Source organism: Flavobacterium bizetiae, assembly GCF_902804475.1.
In the GTDB taxonomy this organism is placed as follows: domain Bacteria; phylum Bacteroidota; class Bacteroidia; order Flavobacteriales; family Flavobacteriaceae; genus Flavobacterium; species Flavobacterium bizetiae.
In genome coordinates, this window is record NZ_CADCSU010000062.1 from 21,220 (window position 1) to 41,117 (window position 19,898).

The following is a 19,898-nucleotide window of genomic DNA, read 5'->3' on the forward strand; positions in this document are numbered from 1 at the left end:
ATTTAACTTTTACGTTTACTTGCTTTTTCTTTCCGAACAACCTTATTGTGTTTTTCATCATAAACGGCTTCATAAATTTTTTGACCGGTTTTACTAAAGATTTTAATTTTAGGATCTTCATGCGTCCCGGTAATAACAATAGGAAATCCTATGATACCAAAAGGAGGCAAACCTAATCGCATGCGTAAATCTAAAAGTCCGTCGAAACTTGTGGTTCCTTTTATTGTAGGTCTAAAACTGGCGACACTAAAAGTGAAGCTTTCTATATGAATTAAATTACGATCGATCGTCGAGTTGATTTCGATTCCTTTTAAGTTGGGATCATCAAGGCCTTTTTGTCCGGTTTGTGAACTAATACCGTCAAATAATTTTAATCCTTTGACTTTTACATCGCGTAAATTCAGTTTCCCGCCACCTTGAAGAGAAGCATAAATCGGACTCATATTACCGTCTAGATCGCCTTTTACTTTATAATCTACAGATATAATTCCTTGTGCTTTTTCTGCCGCTGTAACCATATCATGAAACATTGGGATTTCTTTGTAAGCGCGTTGTACACTAAAATCCTTGGCTGTAAAATGTGCATCAAAATGTGCCCCTGTTGGTGATTCGTCTTTATAAGTTGCATTGATTCCTACTAAACAATCGATAATATTAAAATTGGCATTTTCTAAATAAAACCCCTCTTTTGTCATTCCGACTTTACCAGTAAGTTTGTTTAAAACCAATCCGTTGTATTCTACTTTATCTGCATTTGCCGTAAGGGCAACATTTAAGTTTTTAGGCACAATAACAACGCCGCTCATTTTTGGATGATCTTCTTTGGCGTATTCCACTTCGATATTTCGATCTGTATTTTCGCCTTTTTTGAGCGCCATAAATTCATCAACATTAATCAGTTTGGATTTCATGTTAAAGTTTCCGCTTAAAGTTCCGTGCGATTCCAGAAAGTAATTAATGGTATTAAGCAAATAGCCGTTTATGGCAAAATCTGATTTTCCATAAGTCGCGTCAAATCTTTCAAACCACATTTTCTCATTCTGAAAACGGAAGTTTCCTTGTTTGATAAAAAATGATTTCGGGAAAAGTTCTGATGTTGCTTTGATATTTTTTAAAACAATAGTTCCGCGATTATCCAGTTTATCATATTGTCCTTTGGTTGCATAACTTTGTTTTCCTTTAAGTGAAAGATCGGCTTTGGCATAACCCGTAACATCAAGTCCTTTTTGAGAGAAAACCTGATAAATTCGTCCTACATTAAGTTCTCCTTTTATTTTAGCATTATAAGCCAAATCACTAAAATCAGATAATGTAGCGTTTACATACATTGGGTTTCCTTCAAAAACAAAAGAAGCGGGAGCCACGGCCACAATTAAATCCTGAAAAGTTCCGGCTTTGTTGAGCACATTGGCCACAAACGTAATGTCTTTAATTGGGTTAGGATAGGAGTCTGTTTTTAGCCAGCCGTTGTGCAAAGCAATTCCGCCAATTGTTTTAGGGAATAATTTTTTCGAAGTACTAAAAATTCCTTTTGCCTGAATATTTGTTTTTAAAGTTCCTTTAAGATCAATACTGCTCAATCCTAAAGCGGCATCAACGGTAGCAAGATCTAATGCGCCTTTTACACTTGCATCAACGGTCATTTCGTTAAAGCCTTTGCTGTGTAAATAAGCGGTGAAATAATCTTTTTCGCCTACTTTAAATTTAAAGGTTTGAAGATTAATCAATAATTTTTCGATATCTAATGAAGGTAAAACAGCATTTAGATTCATTTGAAAATCAGTAAGAGGAGCAGGGGCATTTTGATAATTTATGGCTCCTTTATCGATTTTTAAATTAAAAGCCAAATCCGGTTTTTGTTTTTTTGCAACATTATAATCTCCTTTAAAAGTAAAAAGCAAATCACTATTTCCTGAGATTTCAGTTTCGTTCATCCAGGTTAAATATTCAGGAGGCATTACAGAAAATAAATCTTTTAGGGTTGTATTTTCAGATGCTGCTTTGATATTTATTTTATATCCTTCTCTTAAAATGGTAAATAAACCCGTGAATTTCAACGGTAATTTATTGATTCTTAATTCATTTTTTTGAAGAATAAATGAAAGGGCATGCGTGTTGATTCTGGTAATTAAATCAGCACGAACTTCTTTTTTTCTAAGATAAGCTGTTCTGTCGTAATAGAAATCGACATTGTCAATTTGGGCATCGGTATTTAAATCAAAAATATCTTCGCTAAGATTTCCTTTTCCTATATAATTAAAACCTTTTGCATCGACCAGAATTTTAGCCGAACGGTCGTTGTATTTTACGTGACAATCTTTTAGGTCAATTCGCTCTAATCTGATGGCTGTTCCTTCTTCAGGAGCGTTAGGATCATTTGGTTTTTTGTCCCGATCTTCCGGAGCAACATAAATATTATAATTGGCTTGTCCTTTTTGGTTCACCATTATATTGATTAAAGCTTTAGAAACGTAGAGTTTATTAATTTTTACTTCATTATCAAAAATTAACCTTTTTAAGTTGATACCAAAAGCGACTTGCTCTGCTTTCAACAAAGTATCATTGCTAAATGGCGCCGATCCTGTCATTGACAAATCATCAAGTGAAACGGTTAAAGAAGGGAAGTGTGTAAAAAACGAAAGTCTGGATTTCGAAAAATCCAGTTTAGTATCCAATCGTTCGTTAGCGATTTTCTTTACTTCAGTAGCAACGGTTCCGGGAAATAGCAATGGTATCAAAAACAGTAATAGCAAGATACTTGCTATTACTATTCCTGTTACTTTTAAGATTTTCAGGCTTATATTTTTATATGAAGTTTTCATAGTATTTTAATTTATTCAATAGAGAATACATGGATCGATTTTAAAATAGGGCTCATAGCATTGTAAAAAAAAAGAGTAGTTTTATTTTCCTTTTTCGGCTTTTTTAGCGTCTTCCGCTTTTTGTTTTTCCAGTTTTTCTTTCTCTTCTTTGGCTTTGTCGGCTTTTTCTTTTTCAGCTTTAGCCTTTTCTTTTTCTGCCTTTTCCGCTTTCTCTTTGTCTTCTTTTGCTTTTTCTTCCTTAGCTTTTTGCGCTTTTTCCTGTTGCTCTTCTTTTTGCGCTTTTTCCTGTTGCTCTTCTTTTTGCTCTTTTAATTCTTCTTTTTTCTTTTCTTTCTCTTTTTCTTTTTTCTTGAAGTATCCTTTAAGCAGGAAATTGCTTTTTGCAGCTTCCATATTTTCGCTAAAGCCTTTTGTACCTGATTCTAAATTAGAAAGTGTATTCGAAACGCTGTTTGCCATTTTATCATCACGAACTAATCGTGCCAAAGCTCCATTTCCGTTATTCATACTATGGCTAAAAATGGCCAATTCATCTGTTATTACAGCAGCATTATCGACACTTTTCTTTACGCTTTTCATTAGATCCTGCATCTCGATTCCGTTTACAGAAGCAATTGCGCCATTGTTTTCTATTACTTTGGTAGATTTAACTCCCGGAGAAATCGTTAGTACTTTATCTCCCATTAATCCGTCAGAACCAATACTTGCACGGGCATCTGTTTTAATAAATTCGCGAACTTCATCCTTAATGACCATTCTTACCACAACCGAAGAATCATTTATTAACTGAATTTCTTCGACCGTTCCGATATTAATTCCTGAAAAACGAACATTATTTCCCACCTCTAAACCACTAACAGTTTTAAACTGAGATGTGATGTTGAATGTCGAACCAAAAAGATTTTTTTGTTTACCAATAAAGTAAATCGCCATTATAAACAGCAATAAACCTATTGTTACAAACATTCCTAATTTCCAAGTATATCCAGATTGCTTATCCATGATTTCTAATTATTTGTTTTTAGTATTATTGAAAAAAAGAACGTACCCATTCGTCTTCGTCTTTTTCTAATTCTTCGTATGTTCCTTCAGCATGTATTACTCCGTCTTTCAAAACCATAATGCGGTCTGCTGTAAGTTTGGCGCAAGCCATATCGTGAGTAATAATGATCGATGTTGTTTTTCGTTTGTGTTTGATATCGAGAATTAATTCGCTGATCTCTCGTGATGTTATCGTATCTAATCCGGTTGTTGGCTCATCATATAAAATGATTTCCGGTTTAAGGATTAAAGTTCTCGCCAGACCAATTCGCTTTTGCATACCACCGGATAATTCAGAAGGCATTTTATCAATTGCATCACTCAATCCTACATTATCAAGAGCTTCCATTACTTCACTTTCCACTTCCTCGGCGCTTAGATCACGTTTGTGTTTTTTTAATGTAAAAGCCAGATTTTCGCGAACCGACATTGAATCGTACAAAGCGCCACTTTGAAATAAAAATCCAATTCTGACTCTAATTTCATTCAGTTCCGGTTTTGTTAGGTTCAGTACATTTTCGTCAAAAACTTTTATTTCGCCCTGATCAGGTTCAATTAAACCTACAATACATTTTATCGTAACTGATTTTCCAGATCCGGAACGTCCTAAGATCACTAAATCCTCGCCTTTGTTTACCGTAAGATTTACACCTTGCAGGACTTTGTTGTCTTTACCAAAAGTTTTATGCAAGTCTTTAATCACAATAATAGGATCTTGCTTTTTGGTTTTAGCAGCTTTATCTTTTTCTATATTTTCTTTTTCCTTAATCATCTTAAAAAAATAAATCGGTTATTTGAACAGCCACCATATCAATAATAAAAATGGTTAACGAAGCAGTAACAACAGCTGAATTCGCTGCTTTACCAACACTTTCAGTTCCGTTAGAAGCATTAAAGCCTTTATAACATCCAATCATTCCGATAAAAAATCCAAAGAAGAATGTTTTGATGGTTGCGGGAATTAAATCCAGAAATTCAAGTGATTGCAGGATTTGTGTCAGATAACGGTAAAAATTGACATCACCGTGAATATTGATACCTACGTATCCGCCTATGATACCAATTGCATCAGCAAAGAATACTAATATAGGCACCATTAGCGTACAGGCTAAGATTCTGGTTACGACCAAATAGTTATAAGGATTGATGGCAGAAACTTCCATGGCATCAATTTGTTCGGTTACTTTCATCGAACCTAATTCTGCACCAATTCCTGATGAAATTTTTCCTGCGCAAATTAAAGCTGTAATTACCGGAGCAATTTCTCTAATTAATGATAGAGCTACCATTCCCGGCAACCAGGATTCGGCTCCAAATTTTACCAGGGTTGGCCTGGATTGTAGCGTGAGTACTAAACCCATAATAAAGCCTGTTATCGCTACCAGCGGTAAGGATTTATAGCCAATAACATAACATTGTTTCAAAAACTCTTTTGTTTCATAAGGCGGAACAAGAACCTCCTTAAAAAACTGCTTTGCAAACACTGTTGCGTTTCCTATTTCCGTGAATGTATTTTTTAAAGTAAGTATCAAAATACTATGTTTTTAAGTTAAAGCTAATGCATGAAAATCAACGGTTTAAAAGGTTGTATACCCCTTGATTATTATAACTTAAAATTACTTTAGAAGTACATAAAAAATCTTACACAACTTTTTTAGAAGTTTATATAATTAACATAATCAAACACAATAAATAGAATAAAGTAACGTTGTTCCCGAAAATGTTAAAAAACTAAAACTCCCTTTGTGAAAAGGGAGTTTTAGGGTTCAATAGTATATTTAGTTAGAAATATAGTGTCAATCAATTATGAGTTAATGGCAATTCCGGTTTTGGCTTTCATAAGCGGAATTACTTTTATTTCTGATAATTTAAGATTTTCCATTAATAATCGGGCAGTTAAAAAACAAACTGTAGATTCAGCGCCCTGATTGAGGTTGACGTTATCTTTTTCGAGTCCGTCGTAACCACCGCCGCTTATTGGATTATACATAATTTGCCCAAGGTGATTTTTTCCTAAAAACCAATTGAAGGCCATCTTCATTTTTTGTTTGTATTCTGGTGTACCAAAGGCGCTATAAAATGAATTTAATGTATGAATCGTATAAGCAACATCTATAGGTTGTTCTCCGTATTCGTGAACTTGTTCTTGCGAATCTCTGTGCAACCATCCGTTGTTTGAAATTACTTTGAAGTTTTTATCCTTAAACATTTTCGACATTAAAAAGTCAAGAGAGTCTAAAGCTACTTTTTTGTAAATAGGTTTGTTGGTCGTTAAAAAAGCAAAAAGCATAGATTCCGGTAAAATTCCGTTACCGTAAGTCATGTAATTTTCAAACCATTTCCATTCGTGCGAAGCATGAATTTCATAATTAGAAAGCAATTTAGCGTTCAGTTTATTGATAATTGCTGCTACATATAAGTTAGGAACAGCGGTATGATATAAATACAAACCTTTTGTTGCAAAACCAATAGAACGTGGCGATTGAATACTCTCTGCCCATTTTAATGAATTCAGTAAACATTGAGAAGCTTTTTTTACAATCGCTTCAGGTAAGATTTCTTTGTTGGCAACTACAGTTCCTAAAGCCCAGATTGCTCTTGCATTAGAATCTTCCAGATTTACTTCGGCATTTTGCTCAATATGTTCGCGGTTTTCCTGATCGACATAATTGATGAAGTTGCCTTTTGGCTGTTGACAGCGAAGAATAAAGTCTAAATAAATTAAAATATAAGCTAAATCTTCTTTGTCCTGAGTAAGTTTATAATGCATACAAACGGCAATTAAAGCGCGTGCATTATCATCTAATGTATATCCTGATTCTAAGTCCGGAATCGAAATTTTACTAAACTGAATAATTCCTAAATCAGTAGTCATTCTTTTGATGTGTCCTAACTGAATAGATGGATAACTGTATTTTATTTCTGCAGGATTTTCGATTAATTCCTTATAAGTATCCATGTGAGTAATGGCTACATTTTCCCAGGATGACGCTCTGGTTTTTCTAAAAGCGTTGATTCCCATTTCTTCTCTCAGATGATCATCGGAAAGTAGTTTTATCGCTGCATCTGCAAATTGATCTACTTCTCCGATATCTACCAATATTCCCGAATCAGGAGTTAAAACTTCTAATGTATGTGGAATTTTTGAAGCTACAATAGGACAAGCACAACTCATAGCATAGGCAAAAGTGCCGCTCACTGCCTGATTAGGATCTTTAGAAGTAAACAGATAAATGTCTGCTGCTTTTAAGTAATCTAAAAGTTCATTTGTATCTAAATATTCATTTACAAAACGAACGTGATCTTGCAGGTTTAAATCAGCAACAATGCCTTCGAGTTTATCGCGATACGCATCAACGCCATCGATAATTAAATTAGGATGTGTTTTGCCTATAATTAAGTAAAGCGCATTTGGTGTGTTTTCTATAATTTTTGGAAGCGCTTTTAAGCCTGTCTCAATATTTTTACCTTCTCCTAAAAGACCAAATGTAGCTAGTACTTTACGATCCTGAATGTTGAATTTTTCTTTGGCTTGTTGTGGAGCTTCATAAATTACGATATGAGTTCCGTGTGGTACACAAGTAATAATATCTTCGTCGATGTCATAATCTCTCATCAAAATTTCTTTTGATTTATTAGTCATCACGAAAACCGAATTGCTGTAAGAAAGCAACAGTTTTACAAATGTTTTTAATTCCTTATTTGGATTCTGAATTACACTATGAAACGTATAGGTTAAAGGTTTTTTAACTTCATTCAAAAAATCTAATAAATAGTCTCCGTAATTTCCATCAAACAAACCAAATTCATGCTGAATATGAACCAATTTTACCGCTTTGTCTTTATTAATTTCAAGAGCAACCTTTGTATATTCCTCTTTGTTTTTTGTGTTTAAAGTATAAGCTTGCGTAGGATTTGCTTTTGGCTCTTTTACCAATTCGCATATTTCGCAGGTAATCGATTTACCAAAAACATCGGTAATTCCTTTTATGGTATCTTGTGTATAAGTTGCGATTCCGCATTGTGTTGGTGGAAATGTAGATAGAAAAACTATTTTTGATTTATTTGATATCGTTTTCATTGGGATTCTTTTTTAGTTCAGTTAATAAGTCTTTTTTGGTACCTATAAGACTATGAATTTAGCCGTCTCTGAGCTACTTTCATATCTTTTAAAATATTTATCTAAAATTACCTTAAGCCCAAAGGCCTGATTGATCCAATCGATCAAAAAATTAACTCAAAAGCGTTTATGTGGGAATTCTATAACGAAAAGAGGGAATTATAAAAGTAAGTCAAAATTTTGATTTATAGATAATTGCAATGTTATTTTAACGTTTAGAAATGTAGTTTTTTGTAAGAATCGTGTTTAGTGTACAGTCGCAGTCACAGCATTAGTATACAGTCTCAGTCTCAGCTTGCAGTCAATACGTTTTACTGTGTACTTTAACTGAGACTGAAAACCGCGACTGAGACTGCGACTAAAAACTGAGACTAAATATCAACGAAATGCATAAAACTTTCTGGTAACAGACGCAATTGGAAGTCCGATACAGAAAATCAAAATTAGTATTGACAATAGTAGAGGGAAATCGAAGTGTTTTTCCGGCAAGAGAGGAAATGTAATAGGAAGGACAATAAGATTCATTACAATCCAAACAAAAATACCGTATAAAGCTCCGGAAAGGATAAGATTTTTTTTAAGAAAAGGAAAATAAGGATAGACAATAAAATAAAACCAGGCAAAAATAAAAGCAATCAGATAATGAAGTCCCAGACCCAACCATGCCATTTGCGATCCTCCGGTGTAGGCTTCTTTTTTAAAAACGCCGCTTGCAATAGATTGAAGAATTTTTATGGCGGTTGTTTTTTCAAGTACAACAGCATAAATAATAACTGCGGCAAGAATATCAAGTGTTCCTGCAATTAATCCTGATAAAAAAATAGTTCCTGATTTTGATTTCATGTAGATAATTATTGCGTGATATAATTTATAATGTTGTGATGTAATTTGAAATTTTTTGAAGCTGATGCGTATGTCTTTGCGAATGAACAAGAGCAAAATTAATCCACTCGTAAATGGTAAAATTTTCGAAACCCGGAACCTGAAAATCCATACAAGTCAGCGTTAAATCATTATTTTCGGCTGCGTTTAATAAATCAGATTCTATTTTGAGCAACGATAAAGTTAACGCATTTTTATTGTAATTTTTTGCCTCTGGTTTTAAGAAGTCTGGAGCGTCCATTTTGGTATTGAAGTTCAAAAATATTCCTTCGAGTTCTTGTACATGTTCGTCGTATTTGCGAATGGTAGGTTTTGTATTTCCTGCAAATAATTCAGGATATCCGGAATTGCCCAGAATGATATGCTGCACAACTTGTCCGGGTGTCCAGCTTCCTTTAAACGGAACGGTATTGATCTCTTCATCAGAAAAAGAGGAAAGGGTTTCGTTTAATTTTTTAAAGGTTTCAACAATATCTCTTTGAAGTGCTGTTTTCATTTTGTTGATTTTTGAAATTAAAAAAATTAGGGAACAATAGAGGTAATCCACCAAACATTCCCAAAAGCATCCGTTACACCACAGGTTCGGCCGTATTCTTTATCGCTTAATTCCATTAAGCTGGTGGCCCCATTTTCTAATGCTTTTGCATAAGTTTCGTCGGCATTAGGAACATAAACAAATAAGTTTGCCGTTTGGCTCGACCAGTCTTTACTTGCATTTGTAATCATAATGGTGCTATCATTGAGTATGATTTCGGCATGTCTTATAGTTCCGTCGTCGTGCAACACTGGTTTTATAACGTCTTTTGCTCCGAAAACTGTTTTGGTAAAATCAATAAAATCTGATGCCCCTTTTAGAATTAAATAAGGCATTATGGTTTGATGTCCTGAAGGTAAATTCATGATTTTGGGTTTGTAATTAGTACTATAAATTTACAATTTTAAAATTAATTATTTTAAAATCAATAAATTATGTCGTTTGTTTTTATGCCAAAACCTCACAATAGAAACCGTTTGCTTTAAGGATTGCAATAATTTTTCTGTTTGAAATCGATAAACTATGAATCCGTAAAATTTTGTCACAATCCTCCAAATCAAAGTTGATTGCACTATTTGGAAAATGTTTCAAAAGTTTTTCTACAATCATTTGAGATTGTTCCACTTTCTGAACATTTGTTTTAAAAACCTCGATCATCGTTCCTGAATTATAAAGCGATATTTTTATACCGCTCGATTTTATGATAGTAATGATATGAAATCGCCAGGATCACTAAAAAGATCAATGGGAAAAAGGATTGAAAACCAACTCCGTCAACTGCAAAGTGGCTTATAGAAGCAAATATAAAATCGAAACCAAATCCTGCATAAGCCCATTCTTTTATGTTTTTAGGAACTTGCGGAATAATCAATGCCAATACTCCGAGAATTTTGAAAACAACTAATGCATTTCCAAAATATTCCGGATATCCTAGGTGTTTAATTCCTTCTTTTGCAAGTTCGGTCTGAGAAGTTAATGCCGGCATAACGCCTTCGAATAGAAAAATAATAATAGTAGTAATCCAAAAAATAATTTTTGCTTTTTTCATAGGTTTGTTTTTTAAGTGGTTATCAGTTAATGTATTACAAACTTACAAATGTTATTTTTTGTGCTAATAGGTATTTGCGACTTTTTTAAGGTCATTTAGGACAAAGAACAAAATTTTTGATTTTTTGGAGAGAGAATAGAATAAAGAGGATAGAATGTAGATTTTTTAAACGGAGTTTACTGTACAGTTTGTCATCCTGAGGTACGAAGGATCGCACTAGAAACTCCGCAATCTATATAGAATCCCGCGTGAGATCCTTCGTGCCAGGATGACAAGATTGCGGGGAGTTATAATGAGTAATATAAAAAATCTGTGAACATCCGCGCTTTCGCAAAGCGAATCCGTGCCATCCGCGTGCCAGGTCAATAAATGCCATTTTACTCAGTTTTCAAAACATAATTTTTAATGATAAACAAATCCTCAAAACCTAATCGGGTATAGATATCTTTTCCCATTGCGGAAGCTTGTAATAAAGCATAACCAGCTTTTAAATCTATTGAAAGATTAAGTGCAAATTTCATGATTTCTTCGGCAAAGCCTTTTCTGCGCATTTCAGGGATAACGCCAACTCCGTGAATTCCGATGTTGTTTCCGGTTTGAAAAAGCATAAAAGTGCCAATGGGTTGATTGTCCTGAAAAACCAAATAGAAATGAACATCAGTATGATTGTGAATCAGGATTTCTTTACTGATCACATATCCAAAAGCATTTGGGTATAAATCAGACCAGATTTTGGCGTCTTGTTCGTTATCGATTTTCTTAAAGCTAAGTGTATTTTGAAGTGCAAATTTTTGATCTAATTTTAAAGCCATTGCAACTTGCTCGGTTTTTAGGGTAAAACCATAAGCATCGAGAATTTCATACGATTTTGTACCGAAGATATCCCAATACGATAAAACCAAGCCCGAATTAGATTGCATAGTTTTAATAATTTCTGGCAGATTATTTTTTGTAATATCGTTGCGAAGCCACAATTTATTAGGCCAGCCTGAATTTTCGATTTTACAATATTCGAAAGTATCGTTTTTATGATAGGATAGGAAAGGAGTTCCTACGGTTTTCCAAAAATCGGTAAGGTTATTAATATTGTCTTCTATGAGGTTTTTTTTTTCCATTGTGATGCAATTGAGAGACAAAGATAACTTTAGGTTTTATGACAAACCTTTACATATGTTGATTCACAAATCTTTTTCGAAAGTTTTTCTAATGCGGCTTAATTGCGTTGGAGTAATTCCTAAATGCGACGCAATATGGTGCAATGCGATTCGTTCTGAAATATCGGGATGCTTTTTTAAGAGGTCAAGATATCTTTCGGTGGCATTTTCCATCACGATCGAGATTTCTCTTTGTTCTTTTTCGATTACCCAATTTCTTTCTAAGTAAGCAATGTAGAAGTTTTTTAAATCGTCATTTTGAAAAATCAGTTCTCTGTATTTTTTATAATTGATATTAATCAAAACGGAATCTTCGAGGACTTCGATCGAAAATTCGGAAGGAGTTTGCTGAATTAAAGAAACTGTTGAACCTGCAAAATCGCCATCGAGAAAGATGTTTTTATTATAACTATTTCCTTCTGCATCGGTTATAAAAGCGCGCAAAGCACCTTTGACTACAAAGTGAATTTCTTTTGCAATTTGTCCGTTTCTTAAAAGTAATTCTCCTTTTTTTATTGCGGTTATGTCTATTATGTTTTCAATCAATTGCCAGGATGTTACCGAAACAGGAGCGTAGCTTTCGAATTTCAGTTTTAAATCGTTACTGTATTTATCTTGATTGAGTGTCATTGTCGGGAATAATTATATACTATCAAAAGTAAAGAAATAATACGGAATGATGGCACGCGGATGACATGGATTCGCTAAAGCGAAAACACGAATTTAAAACGGATTTTTATTGTTTTTTCTCGCAATTTTGTACTCGTACTATTTGTCAATCCTGACGGAGGAAGGATCTCCGCTATTAGCTCGACAAAGATTGGAGATTTATTTATGGAGTTTAATCAGCGTAATGATAAATGCTTTTTTTGATGGTATCTTTTATTTTTTCCAGCGCCACTTCGGTCACACCACCTTCGTAATTCATAGCAATAGCAACTTTATCTTTAGTGATTTCATAATCAATTGAGATTAATCCGTTTTTATTTATTGTAACAGATTTATTCTCGGTTGGAATTGTAGCCAGATAAAACTCTGTTTCTTCGACTTCTTTATTTGCGATAATACCTTGATAAACGGCATTTAGATCTGTAGTTTTTACGATGCATTCTCTTCCGGATCCCATTTCTACCTGAATGTCTTTACAATCTTCGTCTGCTTTTTTTGCTTTTTCTTCTTTTACAACGGTAACTGTATCGACTGGTTTTTCTGCTGATGCTGCTTTTTCGTCTGGATTGCTTTGTTTACAGTTGGTAAAGAATACTGCTAAAAGTGCGATGCATGCGATTTTTTTCATGGATTTGATTTTAATTATAGAAATGGTATTTTTTCTTTGTGAAAGTAATTTGATCAAAAATAAAAAAATAAACTGAAATATAAAGGTTGGGAGAGAAATGGTACGCGAATCCGCGTCATCCGCGTGCCATATCTCAACAAAATAAAAAAACGCCATGAAACTAAAAGTCTCACAGCGTTTTCATCTCAAAAAATAAATAATTAACGGGTATTATCTCCAACCACCGCCTAATGCACGATACAACTCGGTATTGGCAGAAAGTTGTTCTCTTTTTATGTTGGCCAGTTCTAACTCGCTTTGCAATAAATTAGATTGCGCAGTTATAACTTCGAGATATTCAGCCATACCGTTTTTGAATAACAAATTGGCATTTTTGATGGCTTGTTGTAATGTTTTTACTCTTTCTTTTAGAAAAGATTCCTGCTGTTGCAATTTTTCGACTTTTACCAAAGCATCAGATACTTCGCTAACTGCCACAAGAACCGATTGTCTAAAGCTTAAAACGGCTTTTTCTCTTTCGGCAACTGCAATATTATATTGAGTTCTTACCTTTTTATTGTTCAACAATGGTTGTGTTAAACCTCCGGCAACGGTTCCGAACAATGAAGCCGGAATGTTGAACCAATTACTGCTTTCGAACGAGTTTACTCCGCCCTGAGCGGTAATTTTAAGTGACGGATAAAGATCAGCTTTTGTAATTCCAACATTTGCGTTGGCTACTTTAAGCGCTAATTCGGCACTTTTTACATCGGGTCTGCGGCTTACTAATGAAGACGGAATTCCGATTGCATTATTATTTTTAACTTCAAGAGCACTTAAACGTGTGGTTCTTGTTTTAGAATTCGGGAATGATCCTGTTAGAACGCTTAAAGCATTTTCCTGAATGGCAATGTTTTGTTCTAATTGCGGAATTAATTGTGCCGAAACTAATTTTTGTGCTTCAGATTGTTGAATCGCTAATGTAGTAACCTGACCTGCATCGTACTTTAATTTAATGATGTTGGTTGTACTATCATTTAATTTAAAGTTTTGTTTGGCGATTTCTAATTGCGCATCTAGCATCAAAAGGTTGTAATATCCTTTAGAAACATTGGCTACAATAGTAGTTTGCAATGCTTTTTTTACTTCTTCTGACTGAAGGTAACCTGCGTAAGCTCCTTTTTTCTGATTTCTGATTTTCCCCCAGATGTCAGCTTCCCACGAAAGTGTTGCTCCGGCAGAGTAATCATCGATATGATTTTGACCTAAAGCCTGACCTAAATTTTTTCCGGTAAAGCTATTATCAGACGGGTTGCTTGTGCTTGCACTTACATTTAAATTTATCTGAGGAACATTTCCCCATTTAGATTGTGTGAATCTGTATTGTGCAATTTCGATATTTTTAGTAGCAATCTGCAGGTCGTTATTTCTGGCTACAGCGCTATCGATGAGTTTGATAATATCCTGTTCTGTAAAGAAATTTTTCCACTCCAGATCAGCAATACTCGTTGTATCTTTTGAAACCGATGCATTCCTGAAATTTTCAGGAAATGCATCTTTTGGAGTTTCAATATCCTTAGAAACTTTACAGGATATTATAGTCGTGATCAAAATGGCGATCATCACGATTTTGGTTATATAATTTTTCATTTTATATGTTATCATTAAATTTCTGTACAAGTATCTTTTCTGTTATCAAGATCTCTTGAGATTCTATAGGATATGTATCCAATGCCAACGATGATGGCTACAAGGATTGTCGTTATATAGTTTTCCATTTTTATTTTTCTTCGTTATGAATTACGGCTACTGGTTTTCCAGAAACCTTTTCTTGTAAATGTTGGAAGATGATGAATAAAACCGGGATGATAAATAATCCTAGTATTACTCCTGATATCATACCTCCGGCGGCACCAATACTGATAGAGTGGTTACCTTGTGCTGATGGCCCTTTTGCGCTCATCATTGGTATCAATCCCACAACAAATGCTAATGATGTCATGATAATTGGTCTCAAACGTAGTTTTGCTGCATCGATTGACGCTCTTACTAATGCCTGACCTGATTTTCGTTTCTGTACCGCAAACTCCACAATCAAGATGGCATTTTTGGCTAGCAGACCTATAAGCATTACCAGTGCAACTTGTACATAAATGTTGTTTTCGATTCCAGTTAATCCGATGGCAACAAATACTCCAAATATACCTGCAGGAATTGATAAGATTACAGCCAATGGCAATATGTAACTTTCATACTGTGCAGCAAGTAAGAAATAGATGAATATCAAACACAGTAAGAAAATCGTTGCTGACTGACCTCCAGAAGAAATCTCTTCACGAGTTTGTCCTGAAAACTCAAAACCATAACCCGCAGGTAATTGTTGTGCTGCAACTTCTTGTATTGCTTTAATAGCATCTCCTGAACTAAATCCTGGTTTAGGAATTGCATTGATCGAAATCGAATTAAACAAGTTGTATCTCGAAGCAGTTTCTGAACCATAAATACGAGTTAGTTTTACTAAAGTATTTATTGGCACCATTTCGCCTGTTTTGTTTTTTACAAAAACTCTGTCAATTGATGATGGATCAGCTCTGTCGTCGATATCTGCCTGAACAACTACTCGGTAATATTTACCAAATCGGTTAAAGTCAGAGGCTTGCGCACTACCAAAATAAGTTTGCATGGTTTGTAAAATGTCTTTTACTTTTACGCCTAACTGATCTGCTTTTTCATCATTAATATCCAATTGTAATTGAGGATAATCAGCTTTGAAAGAGGTAAAGGCTACGGCAATTTCAGGACGTTTCATCAATTCTCCGATGAAGTTTTGAGAAATTCCGCTAAACTTATCCAGTTTTCCTCCGGTTTTATCCTGAAGTACTAAATCTAAAGCCTCAACGTTACTAAATCCAGGAACGGTTGGGAAACTAAATACGAAGAAACTTCCACCGGAAATAGCTCCAAGTTTACCACGAACCTGATTCATGATTTCGTCAATGTTTTTAACATCTCCACGATCTTCATTTGGTTTAAGCAATACGAAAACAACTGCTGAAGACGGGCTTGTAGAATTCGTCAATAAGTTGAAACCTGAAATCGCTGTTACAAATCGGGAAGCATCTAAACCTCTTAATGTGTTTTCAGCTTCGGTCATTACTTTTTGAGTTCCGTCAAGTGATGTTCCTGAAGGCGTATTTACTGCAATGGCAATAAATCCTTGATCTTCTGTTGGGATAAATCCTGCAGGAGTTGTTTTAACCATTACAATAGTAGCTACAGTAATTAAAGCTAAACCTCCTAAACTTAACCATTTTCTACGGATTAAGAATTTCAAACCTCCAACATAACGGTTGGTAAGGGAATCAAAACTTTTATTGAATCCGTTAAAGAATTTTTCTTTAAATCCTTTTTTCTGATACGTTTCATCACCGTGTGCTCCGTGATTGTCTTTTAAGAATAATGCAGCAAGTGCAGGACTTAAAGTTAAAGCGTTTACGGCCGAAATTACAATTGCAATTGCCATTGTAAAGGCAAACTGACGATAGAAAACTCCTGTTGAGCCTTCCATAAAACCAACCGGCAGGAATACAGCAGCCATTACCAACGTAATCGAGATAATAGCACCCGTTATTTCGTGCATTGCTTCATGAGTTGCTATTTTTGGAGACAAATGTTTGTGCTCCATTTTAGCATGCACGGCTTCGACGACCACAATCGCATCATCTACCACAATACCAATCGCCAGAATTAAAGCGAAAAGCGTAAGAAGGTTGATCGAAAATCCGAATAACTGCATGAAGAAGAACGTTCCTAAAATTGCTACAGGTACAGCAATAGCCGGGATTAATGTTGATCTAAAATCCTGAAGGAATATAAATACTACGATAAATACTAATATAAACGCTTCAAGTAAAGTATGTTGAACTTGCTCAATAGACTGGTCTAAGGCAACTTTTGTACTATAGAAAATGTTGTGTTTTATTCCTGTTGGGAAATCCTTTGAGGCTTTCACCATCAATTTGTTAATCGCAACCTGAATATCATTTGAGTTCGAACCTGCTAACTGGATAATACCAATTACAACTCCTTTTTTACCATTTAAACGCGTTAAGCTGTTATAAGAATAAGCACCAAGCTCAACTCTGGCAACATCTTTTAAACGAAGAACAGAACCATCAGGATTAGAACGAATCGCAATGTTTTCATATTCTTCCGGTTTGGTTAGTTTTCCTTTGTATTTAATTACATATTCGAAAACTTCTTTACTTCTTTCTCCAAATTTACCAGGAGCAGCTTCCAAACTTTTATCCTGGATAGCACCCATGATTTCGTTTGGCGTCACTTTATAAGTCGACATTTGTGTTGGGTTTAACCAAACACGCATAGAGTAATCTTTTACACCTCCAAAAATACTGGCAGAACCCACTCCCGGAATACGTTTAATCTCCGGAATAATATTAATTTGTGCATAATTGGCAACAAAAGTCTGATCGTATTTTGACTCATCATCGGTATACATACCAATCGCCATGATGAAACTGTTTTGTTGTTTCGCAGTTGTTACACCTTGTTGTACAACCTCTGCAGGTAACTGGCTCGTTGCCTGAGCAACTCTGTTTTGTACGTTTACCGCTGCCTGATCTGCGTTAGTTCCTAATTTAAAGAAAACTGTAATAGCTAAAGATCCGTCATTACTGGCTGTAGAACTCATATAAGTCATGTTCTCAACACCATTTATAGATTCTTCCAAAGAAGGAGCCACAGAACGTAAAACCGTTTCTGCGTTAGCTCCCGGATAAACCGCCGTTACCAAAACCGATGGCGGCGCAATATCAGGAAACTGTTGTAAGGGTAATTTTGTAAGTCCAAGTATACCCAGGATCACCAATAAGATGGAGATAACGGTTGCTAGTACTGGTCTTTGTATAAATATTTTGAACATTTTCGTAAAAATTATTTTTTATTAATTATTTGGGCAACTTTTGAAGGAGTTGATTTTTCAGGCTGAATTACTTGTCCTTCCTGAAGTTTATCGATACCGCTTAATACAATTTGGTCACCAGATTTTACACCGTCTTTGATCAAGTAGTTTGTACCACTTTTACCAATAACTGTAATAGGCATTTTAGCAACTTTGTTTTCTTTATTTACTGTGAAAACAAAAACTTTATCCTGCATTTCTACTGTAGCCGATTGTGGTACTAAAACAGCATCATCGTGTTGAAGACCTAAACGAATTTTTCCTGTGTTTCCTGAACGTAGTGTTCCGCCAGTATTAGGGAAAGTCGCTCTTAAAGTAATCGCTCCGGTAGTTTTATCAAACTGACCGTCTACCATATCAATTTTTCCGGTTTGAGGATAAGCATTGTTATCGGCTAAAACCAAAGTTACAGGAGGTAATTTTTTTAGTTTATCACCTAAACTGTTTCCTGCGTATTGCGCTTTAAAATTGATGAAATCAGTTTCTCCTAAAGAGAAATAAGCGTAAACTTCATGCACGTCAGATAAGTTTGTTAAAGGCTCTACATCAGTTGCAGAAACTAAACTTCCTTGTTTTTTAGGCAATCTTCCTATGTAACCACTCACAGGAGCTGTAACATTAGTATATCCTAAATTAATTTTAGCAGATCCTACCATTGCTTTTGCTTGTTCGATATTGGCAGCAGCAATTTTTTGAGAAGCTTTAGCCGTTTTTAACTGATAGTCAGAAACTACTTTGTTTTGTACTAAAGGAGTCAATTTATCAACTTCTAAGTTGGCGTTTATTAAAGCAGCTTCATAAGCATGAAGACTTGCCAAAGCATTGTTTAATTGTTCACGGAAAGGACGTTCGTTTATTTTAAATAAAGTTTGACCTTTATTAACATAAGCACCTTCGTCTACATAAACTCTTTCAAGGTTTCCGCTTACTTGTGGGCGAATTTCAACATCAACTGTTCCTTGTATAGAAGCCGGATATTCAGCATCTGTAGTTGTGTTCTCGCTAGTAATAGCTAAAACTGGTAATAATGGTGGAGCCGGAGCTGCTGGAGCCTGCGACTTATCTGCACAACTGCTTAACACAAGTGCCAGAATAAAACTGGTTATAATTACATTTTTCATTTTCGTATTGGTTTTAATTTGTTGGACATTCTTATTATTTAAATTTTGTGGCATTCTGAAATTCTCGGCATTCATATTTAAGTCTATTAAATTTTCTAACGTTGTTAAGTGAATTGGTACAGAAATCCATACAATGATGCCTTCCAATTCTATTTCGTAATCGGTATTAAATTATTTATCACTGTTAAGTAAATGAGAAAAAAAACTCCCGTATTACTCTATTAAATTATCTAACATTGTTAAGTAGTACGAGCAAAATTACTTTATATTACTTAATTAAATCATTTATCACTGTTAAGTTAAAATGAAATTTTTTTATTGTATTGATTTTATGATACCACTTATGGCGTCTTTCAGGATTTGAGCATTTATGGTGGCCATGATATCACTTTTGTTAATGATATTAATTGCAATTAAACCATGAATAACAGAAAAGAAAGTAAAATACTTTTGTTTAATTATATCTTCGCTAGGATTACTGTTTTTCATTATTTCACCAATTACTGCAGTAAACAGTTTATATGGTGCCTCGGCAGCAGAACATCGTTGCGAACAACAACTCATTTGAACACCAAACATAACCTGATACATTTCGGTATCAGTAAAAGCGAAATCCCAATATGCCATCCACATGGCTTCTAATTGATCTTCCGGTTTTTCAAATTTATCTCTTGCTATCTGGAGTTCTTTGGCCAGCTTAATAAAACCTTTTCCGGTTAATTCATTCAATATGGCATCCTTATTCGAAAAGTATTCATAAATAATAGGAGCCGTATATTCAATCTTGTCAGCAATTTTTCGCATACTCAGACCTTGCCATCCTTCTTCTTTGACGATAGCATAAGCAGCCTCAAGAATGTTAGTTCTTGTCTCTTCTTTTTGTCTTAAAATTCGATCTTTACTTGCCATTTTTAATGA

At 34.7% G+C, this 19,898-nt stretch carries 16 protein-coding genes; all 16 read right to left on the reverse strand.

Features of this window, described 5'->3' with window-relative positions; all coding sequences use genetic code 11:
• Window positions 1-2: 2 nt before the first annotated feature.
• Window positions 3-2,822, reverse strand: coding sequence for an AsmA family protein (locus FLACOL7796_RS06480; protein WP_173970001.1), 2,820 nt, complete (start codon window positions 2,820-2,822; stop codon window positions 3-5).
• 81 nt (window positions 2,823-2,903) lie between these two features.
• Entirely contained in the window at window positions 2,904-3,824 is a 921-nt protein-coding gene (locus FLACOL7796_RS06485) for an MlaD family protein (RefSeq protein WP_173970002.1), read from the reverse strand.
• A gap of 25 nt (window positions 3,825-3,849) precedes the next feature.
• Window positions 3,850-4,635 carry an ABC transporter ATP-binding protein gene (locus FLACOL7796_RS06490; RefSeq protein WP_173970003.1) on the reverse strand — a complete coding sequence of 262 codons (786 nt, stop codon included), beginning with the start codon at window positions 4,633-4,635 and terminating at the stop codon, window positions 3,850-3,852.
• Between the two features lies 1 nt (window position 4,636).
• Window positions 4,637-5,395 carry an MlaE family ABC transporter permease gene (locus FLACOL7796_RS06495; protein WP_173970004.1) on the reverse strand — a complete coding sequence of 253 codons (759 nt, stop codon included), beginning with the start codon at window positions 5,393-5,395 and terminating at the stop codon, window positions 4,637-4,639.
• A 272-nt stretch (window positions 5,396-5,667) separates the two neighbouring features.
• Window positions 5,668-7,944 (reverse strand): glycosyltransferase, encoded by a 2,277-nt coding sequence (locus tag FLACOL7796_RS06500; protein ID WP_173970005.1) that lies wholly within the window; start codon window positions 7,942-7,944, stop codon window positions 5,668-5,670.
• A gap of 417 nt (window positions 7,945-8,361) precedes the next feature.
• On the reverse strand, window positions 8,362-8,826 hold the full coding sequence (locus tag FLACOL7796_RS06505) for a DUF1440 domain-containing protein (RefSeq protein ID WP_173970006.1): 465 nt from the start codon (window positions 8,824-8,826) through the stop codon (window positions 8,362-8,364).
• Window positions 8,827-8,851: 25 nt separating this feature from the next.
• Window positions 8,852-9,361, reverse strand: a complete 510-nt coding sequence (locus tag FLACOL7796_RS06510) for a DinB family protein (RefSeq protein WP_173970007.1) — start codon at window positions 9,359-9,361, stop codon at window positions 8,852-8,854.
• 26 nt (window positions 9,362-9,387) lie between these two features.
• A complete protein-coding gene (locus FLACOL7796_RS06515) occupies window positions 9,388-9,765 on the reverse strand; it encodes a VOC family protein (RefSeq protein WP_173970008.1) in 378 nt (125 codons plus the stop codon).
• Between the two features lie 302 nt (window positions 9,766-10,067).
• A complete protein-coding gene (locus tag FLACOL7796_RS06520; protein WP_173970009.1) occupies window positions 10,068-10,448 on the reverse strand; it encodes a DoxX family protein in 381 nt (126 codons plus the stop codon).
• A 377-nt stretch (window positions 10,449-10,825) separates the two neighbouring features.
• Complete coding sequence (locus FLACOL7796_RS06525; RefSeq protein ID WP_173970010.1) at window positions 10,826-11,563, reverse strand: GNAT family N-acetyltransferase; 738 nt, start codon at window positions 11,561-11,563, stop codon at window positions 10,826-10,828.
• A 63-nt stretch (window positions 11,564-11,626) separates the two neighbouring features.
• A complete protein-coding gene (locus FLACOL7796_RS06530; protein ID WP_173970011.1) occupies window positions 11,627-12,232 on the reverse strand; it encodes a Crp/Fnr family transcriptional regulator in 606 nt (201 codons plus the stop codon).
• Between the two features lie 211 nt (window positions 12,233-12,443).
• A complete protein-coding gene (locus FLACOL7796_RS06535; RefSeq protein WP_173970012.1) occupies window positions 12,444-12,899 on the reverse strand; it encodes a hypothetical protein in 456 nt (151 codons plus the stop codon).
• Between the two features lie 210 nt (window positions 12,900-13,109).
• The gene (locus tag FLACOL7796_RS06540) at window positions 13,110-14,528 is read right to left on the reverse strand and encodes a TolC family protein (RefSeq protein ID WP_173970013.1); all 1,419 of its coding nucleotides are present in this window, start codon (window positions 14,526-14,528) and stop codon (window positions 13,110-13,112) included.
• A gap of 130 nt (window positions 14,529-14,658) precedes the next feature.
• On the reverse strand, window positions 14,659-17,820 hold the full coding sequence (locus tag FLACOL7796_RS06545; RefSeq protein ID WP_173970014.1) for an efflux RND transporter permease subunit: 3,162 nt from the start codon (window positions 17,818-17,820) through the stop codon (window positions 14,659-14,661).
• An 11-nt stretch (window positions 17,821-17,831) separates the two neighbouring features.
• A complete protein-coding gene (locus FLACOL7796_RS06550) occupies window positions 17,832-19,055 on the reverse strand; it encodes an efflux RND transporter periplasmic adaptor subunit (RefSeq protein ID WP_173970015.1) in 1,224 nt (407 codons plus the stop codon).
• A 240-nt stretch (window positions 19,056-19,295) separates the two neighbouring features.
• Window positions 19,296-19,889 (reverse strand): TetR/AcrR family transcriptional regulator, encoded by a 594-nt coding sequence (locus tag FLACOL7796_RS06555; protein ID WP_173970016.1) that lies wholly within the window; start codon window positions 19,887-19,889, stop codon window positions 19,296-19,298.
• Window positions 19,890-19,898 lie beyond the last annotated feature (9 nt).

Coding starts and splice junctions, on each gene's coding strand:
- FLACOL7796_RS06480 (WP_173970001.1), bottom strand. CDS start 2,822: ATGAAAACTTCATATAAAAATATAAGCCTGAAAATCTTAAAAGTAACA.
- FLACOL7796_RS06485 (WP_173970002.1), bottom strand. CDS start 3,824: ATGGATAAGCAATCTGGATATACTTGGAAATTAGGAATGTTTGTAACA.
- FLACOL7796_RS06490 (WP_173970003.1), bottom strand. CDS start 4,635: ATGATTAAGGAAAAAGAAAATATAGAAAAAGATAAAGCTGCTAAAACC.
- FLACOL7796_RS06500 (WP_173970005.1), bottom strand. CDS start 7,944: ATGAAAACGATATCAAATAAATCAAAAATAGTTTTTCTATCTACATTT.
- FLACOL7796_RS06505 (WP_173970006.1), bottom strand. CDS start 8,826: ATGAAATCAAAATCAGGAACTATTTTTTTATCAGGATTAATTGCAGGA.
- FLACOL7796_RS06510 (WP_173970007.1), bottom strand. CDS start 9,361: ATGAAAACAGCACTTCAAAGAGATATTGTTGAAACCTTTAAAAAATTA.
- FLACOL7796_RS06515 (WP_173970008.1), bottom strand. CDS start 9,765: ATGAATTTACCTTCAGGACATCAAACCATAATGCCTTATTTAATTCTA.
- FLACOL7796_RS06520 (WP_173970009.1), bottom strand. CDS start 10,448: ATGAAAAAAGCAAAAATTATTTTTTGGATTACTACTATTATTATTTTT.
- FLACOL7796_RS06525 (WP_173970010.1), bottom strand. CDS start 11,563: ATGGAAAAAAAAAACCTCATAGAAGACAATATTAATAACCTTACCGAT.
- FLACOL7796_RS06530 (WP_173970011.1), bottom strand. CDS start 12,232: ATGACACTCAATCAAGATAAATACAGTAACGATTTAAAACTGAAATTC.
- FLACOL7796_RS06535 (WP_173970012.1), bottom strand. CDS start 12,899: ATGAAAAAAATCGCATGCATCGCACTTTTAGCAGTATTCTTTACCAAC.
- FLACOL7796_RS06540 (WP_173970013.1), bottom strand. CDS start 14,528: ATGAAAAATTATATAACCAAAATCGTGATGATCGCCATTTTGATCACG.
- FLACOL7796_RS06545 (WP_173970014.1), bottom strand. CDS start 17,820: ATGTTCAAAATATTTATACAAAGACCAGTACTAGCAACCGTTATCTCC.
- FLACOL7796_RS06550 (WP_173970015.1), bottom strand. CDS start 19,055: ATGAATGCCGAGAATTTCAGAATGCCACAAAATTTAAATAATAAGAAT.
- FLACOL7796_RS06555 (WP_173970016.1), bottom strand. CDS start 19,889: ATGGCAAGTAAAGATCGAATTTTAAGACAAAAAGAAGAGACAAGAACT.